This is a genomic window from Streptomyces sp. NPDC016677 (assembly GCF_055562815.1).
The window spans coordinates 648,618-667,734 of sequence record NZ_JBVHEO010000001.1 but is presented as its reverse complement, the minus strand read 5'-3'; the positions used below and the strand labels follow the sequence as shown (position 1 = coordinate 667,734).

Below are 19,117 nucleotides of genomic sequence, written 5' to 3'. Positions count from 1 at the left end.
CCGCCCTCGGGCCCGGCCGCCCTCGGACCCCTCCACACCGGCCTACTCGCCGACCGGCTGCGGCACCCGCCCTGCCGGTCCGCCGGCCGTGACGCCGCCGGCCGCGCCCTCGACGGCCGCGGCACCGGCGGCCGTCCGCTCCTCCTCCGCCCGCTCCCGCAGGTGCGCCCGGACCGAGTACGCGAGGGCCGCCGCCCACAGGACGTACAGGGCGACGTACAGGAGGACGGCGGGGGTGCCCGACACCCCGGCCCAGTCGCTGTTGATCAGGGTGCGGACGTTGGTGACGATGATGACGCCGCCGACCGCCGAGCCGAGGACGCGCGGCGGGAAGATCCGGACCAGCCAGGCGGCGATCGGCGCGGCGACCAGGCCGCCCAGGAGGAAGGCGAGGACCCAGGTCCACTCGATGCCCTGGGAGCCGAGGGAGAAGAGGAAGCCGAGGCTCGCGGCGATCGCCACCAGGAACTCGCTGGTGTCGATGGAGCCGATGACCTTACGGGGTTCCATCCGGCCGCTGGCCAGCAGCGCCGGGGTGCCGACCGGGCCCCAGCCGCCCCCGCCGGTCGCGTCGAGGAACCCGGCGACCAGGCCGAGGGGGGTCAGGAAGCGGCGGCGCAGCGGCTTGCCGAGGCGGTCCTTGGGCAGGCCGCGCAGGGTGAAGCGGGACATGACGTACAGGCCGAGGCCGAGCAGGATCAGGGACATCACCGGCTCGGCGACCTCGGCCGTCAGCTTCGACAGGACGGTCGCGCCGAGGAAGGAGCCGACGGCGCCGGGGACGCCGATCTTCGCGACGACCTTCCAGTCGACGTTGCCGAAGCGCCAGTGCGAGGCGCCCGACATCAGGGTGGTACCGATCTCGGCGAGGTGGACCGTGGCGGAGGCGGCGGCCGGGTTGGTGCCCATCGCCAGCAGCAGGGTGGTGGAGGTCACCCCGTAGGCCATGCCGAGGCTGCCGTCGACCAGTTGGGCTCCCAGGCCCGCGAGGGCGAGCAGTATCAGCGTGCGCATCGTCGGCCCGCCGTCCTTTCCGGGTTCGCGGAGTAGCACAGTTCCCTGGCTTTCCCATCGGACTGGTAGGGAAAGGCCGGGGATGATGGTAAGGCACCAACCTGAGCGGGACCTGAGAGTTCGACGCACCCCTTCTCACCTGGCCATATGACCATTGGGGGGTCCGCTGTACAGAATGGGGCCGCACATGAACAGCGCATGAACCCGCGCCGACGGCGGCGCTCGATGGGAGGCGCTCCCCCTTGGAGCTGACCAGACGTACCTTCAGCGCCCTCGCCGGCACCACCGTCCTCGGTCTCGTGCTCGGCGGCGGGAGCAGCGGCGCGGTGCCCGACGGGGCCGGCCTGACGGTGCCCACCGGCCCGCCGCCGCCGAGGCCCCGGGCCGACGGGGTCCGGCACCGGGTCGGCCGGGACCGTCACTCGCTGCTGGTCGACGGTCGGCGTCTGGTGCTGTGGCCCGGCGAACTGCACCCGTTCCGGCTGCCGAGCCCCTCGCTGTGGCGGGACCTGCTGGAGAAGATGCGGGCGCACGGCTACAACGCGGTCGAGGTCCCGGTGGCCTGGAACGTCCACTCCCCCGCCCCGGACCGCTACGACTTCACCGGCGTCCGCGACCTGGACCTGTTCCTGCGCACGGCCGCCGGGGCCGGCCTGTACGTGGTGGTGCGGCCGGGCCCGTACATCGGCGCGGACGTGGACGGCGGCGGCCTGCCGGGGTGGCTGGCGGGGACCGGTGCCCGGCCGCGCACCACCGACGCCGCCTACCTGCGGCACGCCGACGCGTGGCTGACCCGGGTCGACGCGACCGTCCGGCGGCACCTGTACACCCGGGGCAAGGGCACGGTCCTGCTCTACCGGCTGGAGGAGGCGGGGGGTTCCGCCGACGCGCGGGCGCTGGCCCGGCACGTGCGCGGGAAGGTGCGCGCGGACGGGATCGACGTACCCCTGGTCGCGGGGGGTACGGAGGTGCGGCGGACCTCGGGGCCCGAGGAGGAACGGCGGCTGCGGCTGGCGGACCTCGGCGGCGGGACGGCGGTGCCGGCCGGGTCGCTGGCCTTCGGCGGGATCAGCCCGGGGTGGCTGGGCGCGCCGGCGCTGCCCACCCGGTACGACGAGGGGGCCGCCTTCGACGGCGGACGGAAGCCGACGTCCCGGCTGGCCCCGGTCCATCAGCTCGGCCGGCTGACCCGGCACGTGCCCGACTTCGCCCGGCTGGAGGAGGCGGCGCGGGTACGGGCGGGCGACCGGCGGGTGAGCGTGCGGCACCTGGCCAACCCGGACACCGGCACCCAGGTCTACGTCCTGCGCAACGACTCCGGCGACGAGGTCACCACCACCCTGCCGGGCACCGCCGTCGAGGCGCCGGTGAAGGTCGCGGCGCGGGACGCCAAGCTGCTCGCCACCGGGCTGCCGATGGGCGGGGAGCGCAAGCTGGCGTACTCCACCGCGCAGCCGATGATGTTCCTGAGCGACGTGGGCGGCCAGGACATCGCGGTGTTCGCCGGGCGGCACGGTGAGATGGCACAGGTGGTGCTGGAGTGCCCGAGCGAGCCGGAGACGATGCGGCTGGACGCGGAGGCGGCCTGGGCGTACGACCACGGCCGGCTCAACGTCAACGTGCCGCTCGGCATCGGGGGCCTGACCCGGGTGTCGGTGGCGGGCGGCGGGTCCGACCGGACGCTGATCCTGCTCTTCGCCGACGACGCGACCTCGCTGCGGATGTGGCCGTACGAGACCGGCTCGGGGACCTTCCTCGTGTACGGCCCGGCGCTGCTGCGCGGCGTGGCGCTGAAGGGCTCCACCGCGCACCTCACCGGGGACACGACGGGGGCGACCGGGCTGGAGGTGTGGGGGCCGACGGGGATGGCGTCCGTCACCTGGAACGGCACCGCGCGGCGCGCGAACGTCAGCCGGGCCGGCAGCCTGACCATCGAGGGCATGCTGCCGGGCGCGCCCCCGGTGCCGCCGCCCGCGCTGGACGGCTGGCGGCGGCGCGGGGGGAACCCGGAGTCCGCCCCCGGCTTCGACGACGCGGACTGGACCCGGGCCGACCGCACGGAGTCGTACAGCGCGACGCCCGTGCCCGCCGGGGGGCCGGTGCTCTTCGCCGACGACTACGGCTGCCACTACGGCGACGTCTGGTACCGGGCGCGGCTGACCGGGACCGCCGGGCTCACGTCGGTGTCCCTGGCCCACCGCACCGGCCCGGACGGGCTGGTGCTGGCCTGGCTGGACGGGGAGCCGCTGGGCGGCGGACGCGGGGCGGAGGGCGAGGCGAGGACGCTCCTCAGGCTGCCCGAAGCCCTGCGGGAGCGGTTCGCGGAGCGGGACGGGGAGCGGGACGGGGAGGCCGTACTGGCCGTCCTGGTCCGGCCGGGACCGCACGACGGCCGCAAGACGGCCCGGGGACTGACGGAGGTCTCCTTCCGCGGTGCCGCGCCGCGGGCCGCGTGGCGGATCCGGGGCGCGGGCACGCCCGACCCCGTGCGCGGGCCCCTGAACAACGGCGGGCTGCACGGCGAACGGGAGGGCTGGCACCTGCCGGGCGCCGACGGCGACGGCTGGGAGCCGGTGGAGTCGGCGCGGACCGGGCGGCGCCAGGGCGAGACCTGGTACCGGACCGGTTTCCGGCCGGACGTGCCCGCCGGGGTGGACGCCTCCTTCGGGCTCGTCCTGGAAGGCGGCGGCGCCTGCCGCGCCCAGATCTTCCTCAACGGCTGGAACATCGGCCAGTACGCCCCCGGACAGGACGGCGCCCAGCACACGTTCGTCCTGCCCAACGGCATCCTGCGCCCCCGCGCCGCCAACACCCTCGCGCTGGCGGTGCTGACCGACGGGACGACGGACGCCGGGCCCGCCGCAGTACGGCTGACGGTGCTGGGCGGCGCGGCCGGGGGCGCGCCGCTTCAGGCGGTGTCCTCCCCCGGCCGCTGAGCGCGGCTCAGGCCAGGCGGATCACGTTCCAGGACAGCGGCTCCAGGGTGGCGGTCAGCCGGCCGCCGTCCAGGGCCGTGCCGTCCACCGGGTGCGGGACGACGCGCTCCGGCTCGGCGAGGGTGTTGCGGGCCTCGGGGTCGGCGTCCGCGAGGGCGCTGTGCTCGACGACCCGGCTCACCCCCAGACCGGCGAGGGTGACGTCCAGGGGCAGCGCGTCGGTGCGGGAGCGGTTGACGGCGAAGACGGTGACCGTGCCGTCCTCGGCGCGCACGGCGGTGGCGTGCAGCAGGTCGGCCTCGCCGTACTTCTTCGTCTCGTACGTCGGTGAGTCCACGCGGACGTCGAGGACCTGGCCGCGGCCGTACTTCGAGGCGGCGGCGAAGGGGAAGAAGGTGGTCTGCCGCCAGGCGGGGCCGCCCGGCTCGGTCATGATCGGGGCGATGACGTTGACGAGCTGGGCGAGGCAGGCGACGGTGACACGGTCGGCGTGCCGGAGCAGGGCGATCAGCAGGGAGCCGAAGACGACGGCGTCGGTGACGCTGTAGTTGTCCTCCAGGAGGCGGGGGGCCTCGGGCCAGTCGAGGGCGGCGACCTCGGCGTCGGTGCGGGAGAGGTACCAGACGTTCCACTCGTCGAAGGAGAGGTTGATCTTCTTCTTGGACTTCAGGCGGGCGCCTATGTGGTCGCAGGTGGCGACGACGTTCTCGATGAACGACTCCATGTCCACGGCGGAGGCCAGGAAGGAGTCGACGTCGCCGTCGAGGGGCTCGTAGTAGGCGTGCAGGGAGATGTAGTCGACGAGGTCGTAGGTCTCCTTGAGGACCGTCGCCTCCCACTCGGCGAAGGTCTCCATGGCCTGGCCGCTGCTGCCGCAGGCGACCAGTTCGACGCCGGGGTCGATCTGGCGCATGGCGCGGGCGGTCTCGGCGGCGACGCGGCCGTACTCCTCGGCGGTCTTGTGGCCGGTCTGCCAGGGGCCGTCCATCTCGTTGCCCAGGCACCACAGCCTGATGCCGAAGGGGTCCTTGTCGCCGTGTCCGACGCGGAGGTCGGACAGGGCGGTGCCGGAGGGGTGGTTGGCGTACTCCTGGAGTTCCAGGGCCTCGGCGACGCCCCGGGTGCCGAGGTTGACGGCCATCATCGGCTCGGCCTGGGGGCCGATCTTCTTCAGGAACGCGATGTACTCGGAGAGGCCGAAGCGGTTGGTCTCCGTGGAGCGCCAGGCGAGGTCGAGGCGGCGGGGGCGGTCCTCGACGGGGCCGACGGAGTCCTCCCACTTGTAGCCGGAGACGAAGTTGCCGCCGGGGTAGCGGATGGCGGTGACGCCGAGTTCCCTGACCAGGTCCAGGACGTCCTGGCGCAGGCCGGCCTCGTCGGCGGTGGGGTGGCCGGGCTCGTAGATGCCGGTGTAGACGCAGCGGCCGAGGTGTTCGACGAAGGAGCCGAAGAGGCGGGGGTTCACTTCGGCGACGGTGAAGGCGGGGTCCAGGGTGAAGCGGGCGGTGCGCATGGTTTCCTTCCAGGGGGGTGGGTGTCCGGTCCGGGGAGGGGGCGGTGTCTAACGGACCACCGGCCAGCCGTTCTTCTGCCAGGTCAGGTCGTTCAGGCCGAGTTTGGGCGTGCCCTCGTCCTCGGCGTCGTAGTAGTGGTAGGCGAGGACGTCGCGGCCCCGGTCGCGGAACACGGACTGGCCGCCCGTGCCGAGGTAGCGGCCGTGGCCCGCCAGGAGGAGGTCGCCGCCGCCCGCCGGCATCGGGGTGCCGGTGCTGTCGGTGTAGGGGCCGGTGACCGACGCCGAGCGGCCGACGCGGATCTTGTACGTGGAGTTCACGCCCGAGCAGCAGGCGTCGTAGGAGGCGAAGAGGTAGTAGTAGCGGCCGTGCTTGACGATGTACGGGCCCTCCACCGCGTAGGGCTCGTCGGGGCGGGTGGCCAGGTGGTGGACGGTGGTGCCGGGGAGCGCCTTGCCGGTACGCGGGTCCAGCTCGACCATGCGGATGCCCGACCAGTACGAGCCGAACGCCATCCACAGCCTGCCGTCGGCGCGGATCAGCGCCGGGTCGATGGCGTTCCAGGTGTCGGTGGTCCCGGAGGTGAAGGCCTTGCCCTGGTCGGTCCAGGTGCCGGGCAGGCCGGTCGGGGAGGTGGCCACGCCGATCGCGGAGTGGTTGGTGCCCCAGGAGGAGACGGCGTAGTAGAGCCAGTAGCGGCCGGCCCGGTAGCTGATGTCCGGCGCCCACGGGTCGCCGGTGTCGTTGTACTCGTACCACCACGACGGGGGCGTGGCGAAGGCGTTGCCCGCGTCCTCCCAGTGCTCACGGTCGGTGGAGGTGCGGGCGCCGATGACCCCGCCGGTGGAGTACGCCACGTAGCCGCCGGACTTCAGGCGGACCACGGTCGGGTCGTGGATGATCTGCTGGCCCGTGACGGGCCGCGGGTCGGGGTAGGTGGCCGCGGTCGCCGTGGACGGGAGCAGGGCGACGACGGCCGCGGCGAGCTGAGCCGCGAGTCTCAGACGTCTCAAGTCGGGTCCCCTCGGGATGCGTTACTGGCCGGCGAGGCCGGTGTGCGCGACACCCGCCACGATCTGCCGCTGGAAGAAGACGAAGACGACGATCAGGGGCAGGCCCGCCATCAGGCCGCCGGCCATCAGCTGGGACCACTGGATGCCGTAGGAGTTCATGACGGTCGCGATGCCGTTCGGCATGGTCATCAGGTCGGGGTTGTTGGTCACCATGTACGGCCACAGGAAGTTGTTCCAGGAACTGATGAAGGTGAAGATGCCGACCGCCGCGAGGGAGGGGCGGGAGAGCGGGAGGATGATCGTGAAGAAGACGCGCCAGCGGCCGGCGCCGTCGATGAACGCGGCCTCCTCCAGTTCGCGCGGGACGCCCTGGAAGAACTTGTAGAGGATGTAGACCATCGCGGCGGGCGCGCACTGCGGCAGGATCATGCCCCAGTAGGTGTCGACCATCCCCATCTGCTGGACGGTGGTGAACAGGGGGACGCCGAGCACGGCCGGGGAGATCATCAGCCCCGCCATCACCACGCCCATGAGCAGGCCCTTGCCGCGGAACTCGGTGCGGGCGAAGCCGTATCCGGCCAGGCTGGCGACCAGGAGGACGACGGCGGTCACGCACACCGAGACGACCAGGGAGTTCACGAACCAGTTGGCGATGTTGCCGGTCTCGAAGAGGGCCGACCACGCCTGGCCGGTCCAGTCCTCGGGCAGCCAGTGGGTGGGCACCTCGACGGACTCGGTCTCCGACTTGAGCGAGGTGAACAGGGCCCACAGGAGGGGCGAGAGCATCACCGCGGAGACGGCGACGCCGAGGAGCGTGAGGACGATCTGGCTGGGGGTCCAGGACCGCTTACGGGTGTGTACGGCGGTGCTCGTCATCGGCCGCCCTCCTCACGGTTGCGCAGCAGCCACATCCGTCCCAGGGCGACGGCCGCGATGAGCACGAAGAAGATGATGGAGATCGCGGAGGCGTAGCCCACGCGGTAGCTGGTGAAGCCCTGTTCGAGGGTGTACTGCACGAAGGTGCGGGTGCTGTCCTCCGGGCCGGTGGTGAAGTCGGTCATCACCACGGCCTGGTCGAAGACCTGGAGCGAGGCCAGGATCTGCAGGGCGACGACCAGGCCGGTGATGTTGCGCAGCATCGGCAGGGTGATGTGGACCATGCGGTGCCAGGCGTTGGCCCCGTCGAGGCGCGCGGCCTCGTAGAGGTGGGCGGGGATGCCCTGGAGAGCGGCGAGGTAGAGCAGGAAGCTGAAGCCGACCGTCCACCACAGGGTGCAGATGACGATGGCGAACATGGCGTACGACTTGTCGGTCAGCCAGGGCGTCTCCAGGCCGAAGACGTGGTTGATCATGCCGTTGCCGGGGTTGAACAGCCACTGCCACAGATTGCCCGCGACGGTGGACGGCAGCAGGAACGGCAGGAAGAAGCAGAGCCGCCACAGCCACGTGCCGCGCTCGATGTGGTGGGCCAGCATCGCGAGGAGGAAGGCGAGGACGGTGATGCAGGGCACCACCAGCAGCGTGAAGAACGCGCTGTGGCCGAGCGCGTCCCACATCAGCGAGTCGCCCAGGGCCTCGCGGTAGTTGTCGAGGCCGACGAAGCTCGCGGCGTCGCCGGAGATGTTGGCGTCGGTGAAGCTGAGCCAGACGCCGCGCAGCAGCGGCCAGATCACGAAGAGCGTGAACAGCAGCAGGAACGGGGCGACGAACCAGCCGCCGTGCTGGAAGCCCTGCTTGCGGCGGACGGTCACGCTGTCGGCGGCGGTCCTGGCGCGCGCCGGGCGGAGGACGGTCTCAGCGCTGGTCGTCGTCATGCGACCGCACCTCCCTCGGCGGCGGTCCTGCCGTCCATCGGGTTCTTCATGGCGAGCAGCGTGGCCAGGGTGCTCTTCATCGTGCGGGCGACGGCGTCCGGCTTCGCGGAGCCGGTCGTCGAGGAGACGACGACCGGGCCGACGCGCTGGGCGAGGATGCCGGTGGACCCGGCGAACCACACCTTGGGCTCGGTGGCCTGGTGGTCCATCGCCGTGACGTACTCGCTCTGCGGCTGGAGCTTCTGGTACGCGGCCGTGGTCAGGGTGGGGGTGTAGGCGGGGATGTGGCCGCCGGCCGCCCACTGCCGGGCGTGCGTGACGACGTAGGCGGCGAGGCGGTGGGCGCCCTCGTCGGTGGCGCCGCCGCGGCCGGACTGGTGCGGCAGCACGAAGGAGTGCGACTCGGCGTGAGTGGCCCGCTTGCCGAAGACGGGCGGCAGCGGGACCGCCCCGTACTCGACCTCTGCGCTGTCGAAGACCGGCACCGACCAGTTGCCCTCCCAGCAGAAGGGGGAGCCGTTGACGAACTGCTCGGCGCCCGCGGAGCCGCCGAAGCCCGGGTCGGCGTACCCCTCGGCGAGGTGCCGGCGCAGGAACTCCAGGACCTGGGTGGCCTTGTCGGTGTCGAAGGTGACCTCGGTGTTGTCGGCGCTGAACCAGGTGCCGCCGAGCTGGGTGTAGAAGGCGACGAAGAACCACCACTGGAAGTTCATGTCGTTGTGCCACAGGCCGATGGTCTGCAGCCCCTTCTTGGTGGCCGCCTTGGCCTCCTTCAGCATCGCGAACCACTCGTCGACCGAGGTGGGCGACACCATGTGCCCGTCGGCGCCGAGCAGGCCCGCCTTCCTCAGCACGTCCTTGCGGTAGAAGCAGAGCTGGACGTGGATGTCGAGCGGGAGGGCGTAGAGCTTGCCGTCGATGACGGCGCGTTTCCACAGCTCGGGGTTGAAGTCCTGTTCGCGTACGCCGTACTTGGCGAGCAGGTCGACGTCCCAGGGGTCCAGGAGGCGGCCGGGCGAGAAGCCGGTGACGCGGCCCAGGTGCATCACGCCGAGGTCCGGTGCCCGGTTGCCCGCCGCGGCCATGGCGAGCTTGGTGTAGAAGGGGCTGCCCCACTGGAGGGTGGAGTCCTTCACCTCGATGCCCGGATTGTCCTTACGGAAGGAGTCCAGCATCGCGATCATGTTGTATCCGTCGCCGCCGCTGAAGAGGTTCCAGTAGCGCACGCGGGTGTCCGCTCCGGAGGCGAGCGCGTCGGCTCCGGTTCCGAGCGCCGCGAAGCCGAAGCTTCCGGCGACCGTCAACCCGCCGAGTCCGGCGAGGAGTTGCCTGCGATTCAGGCCAGGTCGTCCCATGCCCTGCCCCATCTGTCCGTCGGTGACCGGGCGCACCGGCCCTCTGATGTTCGGTATCTCGAATGACGCCCGTAACTTCGAACGGACCGTAAAGTCGAACCCCTCCCACGTCAATGGGTTGGACACGATGACGCGCACATCCACAGGCGCGTACGCTCTGTACCCCGCCGAACGGCGGGCCGGAGGGATCGCGAAGGGGGAGCGATGGACTTCGCGGTCCTCAGCGGTTCCTACCCGGACTTCTGGTGGGTCCCGGCCGCCGTGCCGGCCGCCGCCCTGACCATCGAACTGCCCGTGATCACCCGTTTCCGGGCCGACCCGATGCCGCCCGCGGTCGGCGGTCTGCCGCTGCCGGCCTGCGCGGTGTCCGTCTTCGTCGCACCCTCGGCCATCGCCCGCGTCAACCGGCTCACCGGCGTGCCCGACATCTCGGCGCCCTGGGTGTATTCGCTGCTCACCGCGTTCTGCGGGTCGTGTCTGCTGCTGGTCATCGCCTGGCGGGGCGGGCGGGGTGACCTGGGCGGTCGCCCCGGCCGCTCCGGTCGCCCCGGCCGCTCCGGTCACCCAGGCCGCTCCGGTCACTCGGGCGCGACCCGTCGCGCCGCCCGCTGGACGGGGCACGACCTGGCCCGGCTCAACACGGACGTGGCCCCGGCGGCCGCGTGCGTCTCCGCCGTGCTGATCGCGGCCGGCTTCATCCTGCCGCGCGCCGGACAGCACCCGCACGACCGGTGGCGGGTCCGGCTCGCCCACCGCGAACTGCGGCTGACCCGCCAGGAGACGTTCGTCCGCGACGCGCTGCTGCCGCTGGCCCGGTGCCTCGACGAGGACCTGCGCCGCAGGGCCTACGAGGCCGCCCGCGCCCTCGGCCACGCCCCGGACCGGGCGAGGGCGCCGGCCGCGGCGGTGGCGGTCGTGGACTCCGTGGAGGCCGTTCGGGGCCCCTCGGGGGCCGTCCGGGACCGCGCCGGGGCGGGGCGGGCCGCGAGGGGCGGGGGCGGCGGGGCCCGGCGGCGGGACCGGCACGGGCGGCACGGGCGGCACGGGCGGCACGGGGGACGGTGGCGTGCGGGACGGTGGCGTGCGGGACGGTGGGACGGCCGAGTCGCTGCGGGAGATCGCCGCCGTCTCCCGCGCCCTGCGCCGCACCGAGGAGGTGCGGGCGGTGCGCGATCGGGTGGCCCCGCACCGGGGCCCGGTGCGGGACCCGGCGGCGGGTCCGGCACGGGTGGCCGAGTGAGCGGGAGGGTTCCGGTGATCGGGAAGGAGTGGCCGAAGGGCCGGCCGGCTTGGCATATTGCACGGGTGACCGCGCGCCGCCCCCGCGCGCGAGGCCGGGCGGGCACGGGCGTGGACACGAGCGTGGGCACGGGCACGGACATGGGCACGGGCACGGGCACGGGCATGGTCGAGCAAGGGGAAAGCGGTGCGTAAGAGCAGGCAGATGCGTCGCCTCGCCGACGCGCTCATCGACCCGATCCGGGTGCCGCTGCCCGCCGACCCCGAGGTGCTGTTCGAGGCGCTGGTGGAGTCCGTCGCCGCCTGGCGGGGCCGCCAACTCGTCGTGCGCCGCGAGACGTTCCCGCCGCACACCGCCAGCGGGCTGTGGCTGGAGGGCGCGAGCCAGGACGTGGTGGTGGTCGACCGGCGGGCCGCCGTGTGGCACCAGATCGTCATCCTGTGCCACGAGGTCTGGCACATGAGCCGCCGGGACGCGGACGCCCCGCCCGCCCCCGGCGCCGCGCCCCGGCCCGCCGCCGCCCGCACCGACTTCAGCCTCGCCGAGGAACAGGACGCCGACCGCTTCGGCATGCTGATGGGCCGCCGGCTGCGGACCTGGCTCCAGGAGGCGGAGGAGAGCGGGTACGCGGACCAGGGCGCCGACGCCGAGGGGCTGGCCGGGCGGATCGGCGCCGCGCTCAACTACCGCGGGCAGCGCGGATGAGCGCCCTGCTCAACTACGTGAGCTGCACCGTCCTGTGGATCTGCCTGGCGGTGAAGGCGCCGGACCTGCTCCGGCACCGGCGCGACCCGTACCTGCGGGCGATCTGCGCGGTGCTGGGCCTGGCCGGGCTCTGCTTCTTCCTGGGCGCCCCGCCGACGGTCGGCGCCGTCAACCGGCTCGGCGGCACCCCCAACCTGGCCGCGCCGCTGACGTACGCCTCGATCACCGCGTACAGCGCCGCCTCCCAGGTGCTGATCGTGTACTGGCGCGGCGGACCGGCGGTGCACCGGGTCGCCCGGCGCTGGATCCTCGCCTACACGGGCGTGGTCGTCGGCATCGCGGTGACGTTCGCGCTGGGCGAGGCACCCGTGGAACGCCGTACCGACCTGGACGTCTACTACGCGACCACGCCGTACCTCGCCGAGATGATCGTGCTGTACCTGGCCGGGCACCTCGCCGCCGCCGGCGTCACCACGGTGTCGGCGCTGCGCTGGGCCCGGCAGGTGGACGGCCTGCTGCGGACCGGGCTGGCCCTGCTGGGCGTCGGCAGTCTGTGCAGCGCCGGGTACAGCGTCGCCAAGCTCGTCGCCGTGCTGGCCCGCTGGACCGGACGGGACTGGTCAGTGCTGGTCACCGGCGTCTCCCCGGCCGCCGCCGGGCTGGGCGCGCTGCTCACCGTCACCGGGGTGCTGATCCCGCTGGCCGCCCCGTGGGTGACGCGGAGGCGGCGGGCCCGGCGGACCTACGCCCGGCTCGAACCGCTGGAACGGGCCCTGGAGGACGTCCTCACCCGCCGCGCCCTGCGCCTGCCCCGTCCCCGCCGCGCGTCCCCGGCGACGCGGCTGATGTGGCGCCAGACCAGCATCCACAACGCGCTCGGCCACCTCGACGCCCACCTCGACGCCGAGTTGTACGACCGCGCCCGCCGGGCGGCCCTGCGCGAGACGGGGGACCCGGAACGGGCGGATGCCCTGGCGTGGGCGGTGATCATCGTGAAGGCGGTGGAACGGGACGCGACGGGGTCGGGCACCGGGCCGGGCACCGGGCCGGGCACCAGGCCGGGCACCAGGCCGGGCACCGGAGCGGGCGTGGGCCCGAGGCCGGACACGAGCCCGGCCGTCGGGCCGGGCCCCGCCGTCGAGCTGGGCACGGCGGCGCGGGCGTCGGTCCGTGACCGCCGCGACCGGGGGCCGTTGCGCGTGCCCGGTCCGGAGGGGCTCGCGCGGGTCGCCGACGCGTTGGCCGGCCCGCTGCCCCGCGCCGCCGCCCGTGCCCTCGACGCCACCGCGCCCACCCCCACGGGGACCCCGTGAACACGGCGGCACCCGCGCGCGTGCCCGCGCGACGACACCCGAGACGGCACACGCGACAACACACGCGACGGCACGCGCGGAGGCCGGTATGAGTGTCGTCGTGTACGTGGCGGCCCTGGTGTTCGGGCTGTCCTGTGTCGTACTGCTGCGCCGGCCCGCCACCGCCGTGCGCAACCCCACGGTCCTGTCCACCTGCGCCACCATCCTCCTCGGCGCCCTCGTCCTGGTCTGCGCGGCCCCGCTGACGCTGGCCACCGTCAACGACCTCACCGGCGTCCCCAACTTCGGCGCCCCGCTGACCTACGGGATGCTCTCGGCGTACAGCTGCTCGCTGGTGGTGCTGCTGATCCTGTGGCGGGGCGGCCCGGGCGACCGGGTGCGCCGCCTGGTGCTGGGCACCATCGCCGCGTACGCGCTGCTGGTGGCCGCCCTCGTCGTCCTGTTCGTGCTGGCCGACGCGGACACCGAGCGCCTCTCCGACCTGGACACCTACTACGCGAACACGCCGTACCTGCGGGAGATGATCCTGCTCTACCTCGCCGGGCACACCGCGGCGACGCTGGCGATGTGCGTGATGTGCCTCAAGTGGGGCCGCGAGGTCACCGGCCTGCTGCGCACCGGGCTGCGGCTGATCATGGTGGGCGTGCTGCTGGACACGATCGGCTTCCAGGCGACCAAGTACACCGCCGTCGTCGCCCGGCTGACCGGGCACGACCTGGACTTCCTGTCCACCTACGTCGCCCCGCCCATGGCCTCGCTCGGCGCGCTGACCTGCTCCGCCGGGTTCGTGCTGCCGCGGCTGCTGCCGAGCGCCGCCGCGCACTGGCGGGGCCTGGGCGACTACCGGCGGCTGGCCCCGCTGGCGGCGCTGCTGCGGTTCGTGCCGACCGCCCCCAAGCCCGCCGCCTCCTGGTGGCGTTCCCCGCGCGAGCGCCTCCAGTGGCGGGAGGTGTCCATCCACGACGCCCTGCTGGCGCTCGCCCCCTACTTCGACGACCGGGTACGGGTCACGGCCCGGGACGCCGCCCTGCGCGCGGGCAGCGACCCGCACCGGGCCCGGCTGGCCGCCGAGGCGGCGATGCTCACCGACGCCGCCCGCCGCGCCGCCGCCCGCGAGGAACCCCTGGACAGCCCGAGCACCTACCGGCTGCGGGCCACGGAGGTCTCCGGCACCGGCGGTCTGGTCGAACTGGCCCAGGCCATGGAACGATCATCCGCCGGCGCGGTGCGCGAGGGTACGGTGAGGGCCGCCCACGGCCGCGACCAGGGCTGACCAGGGCTGAACGGGGCTGAACGGGTCCCGGACGAAGGCTGACACCAGGGCCGTTGACCGGCCGGACCAAGGGAGACCCATGTCGCGAAGAGCTGTCGTCATCGGTGCCGGCCTGGCCGGCATGCTGGCCGCGGCGGCCCTGTCCACCGCCGTCGACGAGGTGGTCGTACTGGAACGCGACGCCCTGCCCGACGGTCCGGTACACCGCCGGGGCGTGCCCCAGGGCCGCCACGCGCACCTGCTGATGGCCGGCGGTCTGGCGGCGATGGACGACCTCGTGCCCGGCCTGGACCTGCGGGCGCGGCTGCTGGCCGCCGGCGCCCGGGAGATACCCCTGGCCTCGGGCATGCTGGCGCTCAGCCCCGAGGGCTGGCTGCGCCGCTGGCGCCGCGAGGGGCCGCGCATGATCACGTGCAGCCGCGCCCTGCTGGACTGGGCGGTACGCCGGGCCGTCCTCGACAGCACCACCGGCGTCACCGTCCGCGAGGCCGACGTACGGGGTCCGGCGGGCGACGCGCGGCGGGTGACGGGGGTGCGGATCGCGGCCGGGGACGGGGAGGCGGACCTCGACGCCGACCTCGTGGTGGACGCGAGCGGACGCGGCAGCCGTCTCCCGCACTGGCTGCGCGGGCTCGGTGTCCCGGCGGTGCGCGAGCGGACCGTGGACGCCGGTCTGGTCAACGCCACCCGCGTCTACCGGATGCCCGAGGGCGCCGAGCGGTTCCCGCTGACCATCGTGCAGGCCGACCCGCACTCCGGCCTGCCCGGCCGCAGCGGCATGGTGCTGCCGATCGAGGACGGCCGCTGGATGGTCAGCCTGGCCGGCACCCGGGGCGGCGAACCCCCCGCCGACCCGGACGGCTTCCTCCAGTACACCCTGGACCTGCCCGACCCGATCGTCGGCCGGCTGATCTCGGGAGCGGAGCCCCTCACCGACGTCCACGTCAGCCGGTCCACCAGCAACGTACGGCGCTATGTGGAGCGGGCCCGGCAGTGGCCGGAGCGGTTCGTGGTCCTCGGGGACGCGCTGGCCACGTTCAACCCGGCCTACGGGCAGGGCATGTCGGTGGCGGCGCTCGGCGCGCGGGTGCTCGGCCGCGAGGTGCGGCGCGGCGGCGTGGACGTGCCGGGGCTGGCCCGCCGGGTGCAGCGCGGGGCGGCCCGGCCGGTCGACGCGGCCTGGGCGATGGCGGTCAGCCAGGACGTCCGGTACCCCGGGGCGCGCGGCGGCCGGCCGAACGCCGCCGACCACCTCGTCGCCGCGTACACCCGCCGGCTGACGCGGACGGCGACCGGCTCGTACCCGGCCGCCGCCGCGCTGTGGGACGTGACGAGCCTGCGCACCGGGCCGGGGCGGCTGCTGCGCCCCGGCACCCTGCTGGCCACCCTCGGCGGACCGGCGCTGCCGCCCGCCGCCGAGCCGCCGCTGACCCCCGGCGAACGGGAGGTCCTGCGTGGCCTGGACCGCGTCGGCGGCTGACGGCGACACCCCACCGGCCGCCCGCCGGCCGCCCGCCGACACCCCACCGGCCGCCCGCCGACAGCCCGCCGGCGGCCCGCCGACCGGCCCGTCACCCGCCGCTCACCCCGCGAACGGCGGCTGCGCCAGCCCCTTCCCCGCCCCCGGCAGCACCAGGACCGACCCGGCGAGCGGGTGCGGGGCGGTGAGACCGGTGCGGGCGGTGGTGACGTACAGGTCGGTGAGGCCGGCGCCGCCGAAGGCGCACGCCGTCACGCGCGGCACGGGCAGTTCGACCACCCGGTCCAGCCGCCCGTCCGGCGTGTACCGGCGGACGGCCGCCCCGTCCCAGAGCGCCACCCACACGCATCCGTCGGCGTCGACGGTGAGCCCGTCCGGGAACCCGGCGCCGTCCTCGACGACGGCCAGCGTCCGCCGCCCGGAGATCCGGCCGCCGTCGTGGTCGAAGACGTCGACGCGGCGGGTCGGCGAGTCGATGTAGTACATCAGCCGCCCGTCGGGGCTCCAGCCGGTGCCGTTGCTGACCGCGACGTCGTCCAGGACGGTGGTGTGCGTGCCGTCGGCGGTGAGCCGGGAGAGCGTGCCGCCGCCCGGTGTCTCGTCGTAGCGCATGGTGCCGGCCCACAGGCTGCCGTCCGGGGCGACGGCGGCGTCGTTGGCGCGGCGGCCCGGGACGGCCTCGCGGTGCGCCACGCGCAGCGAGCCGTCGGGGTCGAGCAGCGCGATGCCGTCCCGGAGGTTGAGGACGAGACCGCCGCCCGCGCGCGGCTTGGCGGCGCCCACGTGCTGCTCGGTCGTGCGGACGGTACGGCGGCCGGTGGCCGGGTCGTAGGTGTGCACCCGGCAGCCGAGGATGTCCACCCAGATCAACCGGGCGGCCTCCGCGTCCCAGGTGGGCCCCTCGCCCAGCTCCGCTTCCGCCCGTACCGCCACGTCGATGGTCGTCATGCCGCGCTCCGGTATCCGAGGTGTTCCGACAGGTCAGCCGCGCCCTTGGCGGCGAGTCGCTCCAGTTCCGCGCGGCGCTCGTCGCTCCAGCGGATCATGGGGACCGAGATGGACAGCGCCGCCACGACCCGGCCGGTGCGGTCGCGGACCGGGGCCGCCACGCAGCTGACGTCCGGGTTGGACTCGCGGCTCTCCACCGCTATGCCGCGCTCCCGGATCTCCGCCAGGGCCTCGCGCAGGGCGGCCGGGTCGGTGATGCTGTTCGGCGTCATCCCGGTCAGCTCGGCGTCGTCCGGCAGGCGGGCCGCCAGCTCGTGCGCGGGCAGGGACGCCAGCAGCATCTTGCCCACGGAGGTGCAGTGGGCGGGCAGCCGCCGCCCGGCCGCCGACACCATCCGCACGGCGTGCGTGGAGTCCACCTTGGCGATGTAGATGACGTCGGTGTCCTCCAGGATCGCCACGTGCACCGTCTCGTCGCAGGTCTCGGCGACGGTCCGGGCGACCTGCTGCCCCTCGGCGGCGAGGTCGAGGTGCTCGGCGTAGCGCGCCCCGAGCTGGTAGGGACGGACGCCGAGCCGGTACCGTCCGGGCTGCCCGGAGACGGGGACGATGTACTTGCGGGCGGCGAGCGTGGTGACCAGCTCGTGCACGGTGGTGCGCGGCAGCTGGAGCCGGCGCACGATGTCGGGGGCGGAGAGTGTGCCGTCCCCGTCGAGGAAGAGCTCAAGGATGTCGAGAGCCCTGGTCACGGCTGGTACGAGACGTCCCATGTACGGCTCCCCCTCTCTCAGCGTTCGATATTTCAACAGGCGATCGGAATCGCGAACAAAGGCTAACCACACGCCTTCCGCGCGGGCAACGGTTCTGCGACGCGGTGCGACACGACGACTCCACGCCGTCCGCACCGCACGGGGTCAGTGACCGCCCGCGGCCCTGAGCACCGCCGCGACCACCCGCTCCACGGACCCCGGGTGCAGCCACAGGAAGAGATTGGGCTCGACCAGCTCCAGTTCCATCACCCGCGGCCGCCCGTCCTCCCCGTCGACGAGGTCCACGCGCGCGTACAGCAGCTCCTCCCCGCCCGGTACGCCGGCCAGCGCCCGCCGCGCGACCGCCGCCTCCTCCAGCGACGGCGTCCACGGCTCAAGGCCCGGGTGGGCGACCTTGCGCTCGTCGAACGGCGTCCCGGGCGCGAGCACCGCCCCCTTGCGGCTGACGTGCAGCAGTTCCCCGCCGAAGTACAGGAACGCCCGCTCCCCGCCGGTGTCCACACCCCGCTGGTACGGCTGCACCATCGCCGTCAGCCCCTCGGCGTGCATCCGCTCCAGGTGCCGTACGGCGGTGGCGTGCTCGCCTGGTGTGTAGCGGGCGGCGTAGCGGGCCCCGGCGCCGGAGGCCGGCTTGATCACGTACTCGTGGTCGTCGGGGAGGCCGGCGGGGTCGCCGGGGGCGATGTACCGGGTGGGGACGACCGCGACACCGGCGTCCGCGAGGTCCCCGAGATACCGCTTGTCGGCGTTCCACCGCACGATCCCGGCGGGGTTGGCCAGCCGCGGCACCCTTTCCGCCCAGGCGACGAACTCCTCCGCCCGCCAGCTGTAGTCCCAGGTCGAGCGTATGAGCACGAGGTCGAACCGGTCCCAGTCGACGCCGGGGTCGTCCCACACGGCGACGGACACGTCGGCCCCGGCCTCCCGCAACGCGCTCTCCAGCACCGGCAGATCACGATCGACACCGACCTGCGGCCCGGGACGGCAGGTGACGAGTGCTGTACGGGGCACGGGCGGACTCCGCTCTCGTAGGACGGTCTGACCGCCGGGCAGGCTAGCAACCCGCCGGCCCGGCGGGCGGAGTGGCCCGGCCGTATCCTCGTGCTCCCCACCGGCTGACTCGGGAGAGGTATGAGCGGCACCGAAGAGACGGGCGAGGGCGGGCCGGCGGCCGCCCTGGACACCCCCGAGCAGTGGCGCGACTTTCTTCGCGTCTACAGCGCGCTGTACATCGGCACGGCGGACGATTTCCACCTCCGCGCATTCGACGAGGAGCAGATAGCCGAAGGCTGGCTGGGACGGGCGCCGGCCACCGAGGAGAGCGTGGCGGACGCCGAGCGGCGGCTCGGCGTGCGGTTTCCCCCCGGTTACCGCAGTTTCCTGCTGGCCTCGGACGGATGGGACGCGCTCCTCGACTGGATCGACGACGTCCATTCCTGTGCGGAGGTCGCCTGGATGCGCGACACCGAGGAAGGCGGCGACTTCGTGTCCCTCTACTCGGAGCACGAGGACGGCGAGGACGGCGACGACGACCTGGCCCGCGACTACGTGGCGGTGTTCCGGCGGTCGTTGCAGGTCGCGTTCGGCGAGGACGTCTGGCTGCTCGACCCGACCGACGTCGCCCCGGACGGCGAGTGGGCGGCCTACCTCTTCACCCCGAAGTACGGTGATCTGGACCCGTATCCGAACTTCGCCGGGCTCTTCCGCCACAGCCGGGACTTCCTGGAGTGAGGCGCGGGACG

The 19,117-nt window shown here is 73.9% G+C and carries 16 protein-coding genes; 7 read left to right on the top strand and 9 right to left on the bottom strand.

The features are described 5' to 3' along the window. Positions 1–42 precede the first annotated feature (42 nt). Positions 43–1,014, bottom strand: a complete 972-nt coding sequence (locus tag ACZ3IG_RS02880; protein ID WP_467428351.1) for a sulfite exporter TauE/SafE family protein — start codon at positions 1,012–1,014, stop codon at positions 43–45. A gap of 242 nt (positions 1,015–1,256) precedes the next feature. On the opposite strand from ACZ3IG_RS02880, the gene ACZ3IG_RS02875 reads away from it, so the two are divergent. Then, positions 1,257–3,950: a beta-galactosidase gene (locus ACZ3IG_RS02875; protein WP_467428350.1), complete on the top strand. Its 2,694-nt coding sequence runs from the start codon at positions 1,257–1,259 to the stop codon at positions 3,948–3,950. A 7-nt stretch (positions 3,951–3,957) separates the two neighbouring features. On the opposite strand, the gene arfA is transcribed toward ACZ3IG_RS02875, so the two are convergent. From arfA to ACZ3IG_RS02850, 5 genes are read right to left on the bottom strand one after another with little or no spacing between them, the layout of a single operon-like run. Further along, positions 3,958–5,463 (bottom strand): arabinosylfuranosidase ArfA, encoded by a 1,506-nt coding sequence (arfA, locus tag ACZ3IG_RS02870; RefSeq protein ID WP_467428349.1) that lies wholly within the window; start codon positions 5,461–5,463, stop codon positions 3,958–3,960. Positions 5,464–5,511: 48 nt separating this feature from the next. Beyond that, the gene (locus ACZ3IG_RS02865; RefSeq protein WP_467428347.1) at positions 5,512–6,477 is read right to left on the bottom strand and encodes an arabinan endo-1,5-alpha-L-arabinosidase; all 966 of its coding nucleotides are present in this window, start codon (positions 6,475–6,477) and stop codon (positions 5,512–5,514) included. A gap of 21 nt (positions 6,478–6,498) precedes the next feature. After that, positions 6,499–7,353 (bottom strand): carbohydrate ABC transporter permease, encoded by an 855-nt coding sequence (locus ACZ3IG_RS02860; RefSeq protein ID WP_467428345.1) that lies wholly within the window; start codon positions 7,351–7,353, stop codon positions 6,499–6,501. Continuing rightward, positions 7,350–8,291, bottom strand: coding sequence for a carbohydrate ABC transporter permease (locus ACZ3IG_RS02855; protein ID WP_467428344.1), 942 nt, complete (start codon positions 8,289–8,291; stop codon positions 7,350–7,352). Before ACZ3IG_RS02855 ends, ACZ3IG_RS02860 begins: the two co-directional genes overlap by 4 nt. Then, positions 8,288–9,646 carry an extracellular solute-binding protein gene (locus ACZ3IG_RS02850; RefSeq protein WP_467428342.1) on the bottom strand — a complete coding sequence of 453 codons (1,359 nt, stop codon included), beginning with the start codon at positions 9,644–9,646 and terminating at the stop codon, positions 8,288–8,290. The genes ACZ3IG_RS02855 and ACZ3IG_RS02850 overlap by 4 nt, the downstream gene beginning before the upstream one ends. 204 nt (positions 9,647–9,850) lie before the next feature. Between ACZ3IG_RS02850 and ACZ3IG_RS02845 the strand changes: the two genes are divergently transcribed. The 5 genes from ACZ3IG_RS02845 (at position 9,851) to ACZ3IG_RS02825 (ending at position 15,657) form a co-directional block, all read left to right on the top strand. Then, a complete protein-coding gene (locus ACZ3IG_RS02845; RefSeq protein ID WP_467428340.1) occupies positions 9,851–11,080 on the top strand; it encodes a hypothetical protein in 1,230 nt (409 codons plus the stop codon). Positions 11,081–11,090: 10 nt separating this feature from the next. Further along, positions 11,091–11,591: a toxin gene (locus ACZ3IG_RS02840; protein WP_467429166.1), complete on the top strand. Its 501-nt coding sequence runs from the start codon at positions 11,091–11,093 to the stop codon at positions 11,589–11,591. Further along, complete coding sequence (locus ACZ3IG_RS02835; RefSeq protein ID WP_467428338.1) at positions 11,588–12,904, top strand: MAB_1171c family putative transporter; 1,317 nt, start codon at positions 11,588–11,590, stop codon at positions 12,902–12,904. The genes ACZ3IG_RS02840 and ACZ3IG_RS02835 overlap by 4 nt, the downstream gene beginning before the upstream one ends. 88 nt (positions 12,905–12,992) lie before the next feature. Next, positions 12,993–14,177: an MAB_1171c family putative transporter gene (locus ACZ3IG_RS02830; protein ID WP_467428335.1), complete on the top strand. Its 1,185-nt coding sequence runs from the start codon at positions 12,993–12,995 to the stop codon at positions 14,175–14,177. Between the two features lie 79 nt (positions 14,178–14,256). Further along, positions 14,257–15,657 (top strand): NAD(P)/FAD-dependent oxidoreductase, encoded by a 1,401-nt coding sequence (locus ACZ3IG_RS02825; protein WP_467428334.1) that lies wholly within the window; start codon positions 14,257–14,259, stop codon positions 15,655–15,657. A 102-nt stretch (positions 15,658–15,759) separates the two neighbouring features. Here ACZ3IG_RS02825 and ACZ3IG_RS02820 read toward each other — a convergent pair whose 3' ends face one another. The 3 genes from ACZ3IG_RS02820 to ACZ3IG_RS02810 all read right to left on the bottom strand — a co-directional run bounded on the left by ACZ3IG_RS02820 (position 15,760) and on the right by ACZ3IG_RS02810 (position 18,386). Next, complete coding sequence (locus ACZ3IG_RS02820) at positions 15,760–16,605, bottom strand: SMP-30/gluconolactonase/LRE family protein (RefSeq protein ID WP_467428331.1); 846 nt, start codon at positions 16,603–16,605, stop codon at positions 15,760–15,762. Further along, positions 16,602–17,375, bottom strand: coding sequence for an IclR family transcriptional regulator (locus ACZ3IG_RS02815; RefSeq protein WP_467428329.1), 774 nt, complete (start codon positions 17,373–17,375; stop codon positions 16,602–16,604). Before ACZ3IG_RS02815 ends, ACZ3IG_RS02820 begins: the two co-directional genes overlap by 4 nt. Positions 17,376–17,519: 144 nt before the next feature. Further along, positions 17,520–18,386, bottom strand: coding sequence for an ATP-grasp domain-containing protein (locus ACZ3IG_RS02810; protein ID WP_467428327.1), 867 nt, complete (start codon positions 18,384–18,386; stop codon positions 17,520–17,522). Between the two features lie 120 nt (positions 18,387–18,506). Here ACZ3IG_RS02810 and ACZ3IG_RS02805 point away from each other — a divergent pair, with 120 nt between their 5' ends. Further along, the gene (locus ACZ3IG_RS02805; protein ID WP_467428325.1) at positions 18,507–19,106 is read left to right on the top strand and encodes an SMI1/KNR4 family protein; all 600 of its coding nucleotides are present in this window, start codon (positions 18,507–18,509) and stop codon (positions 19,104–19,106) included. Positions 19,107–19,117 lie beyond the last annotated feature (11 nt).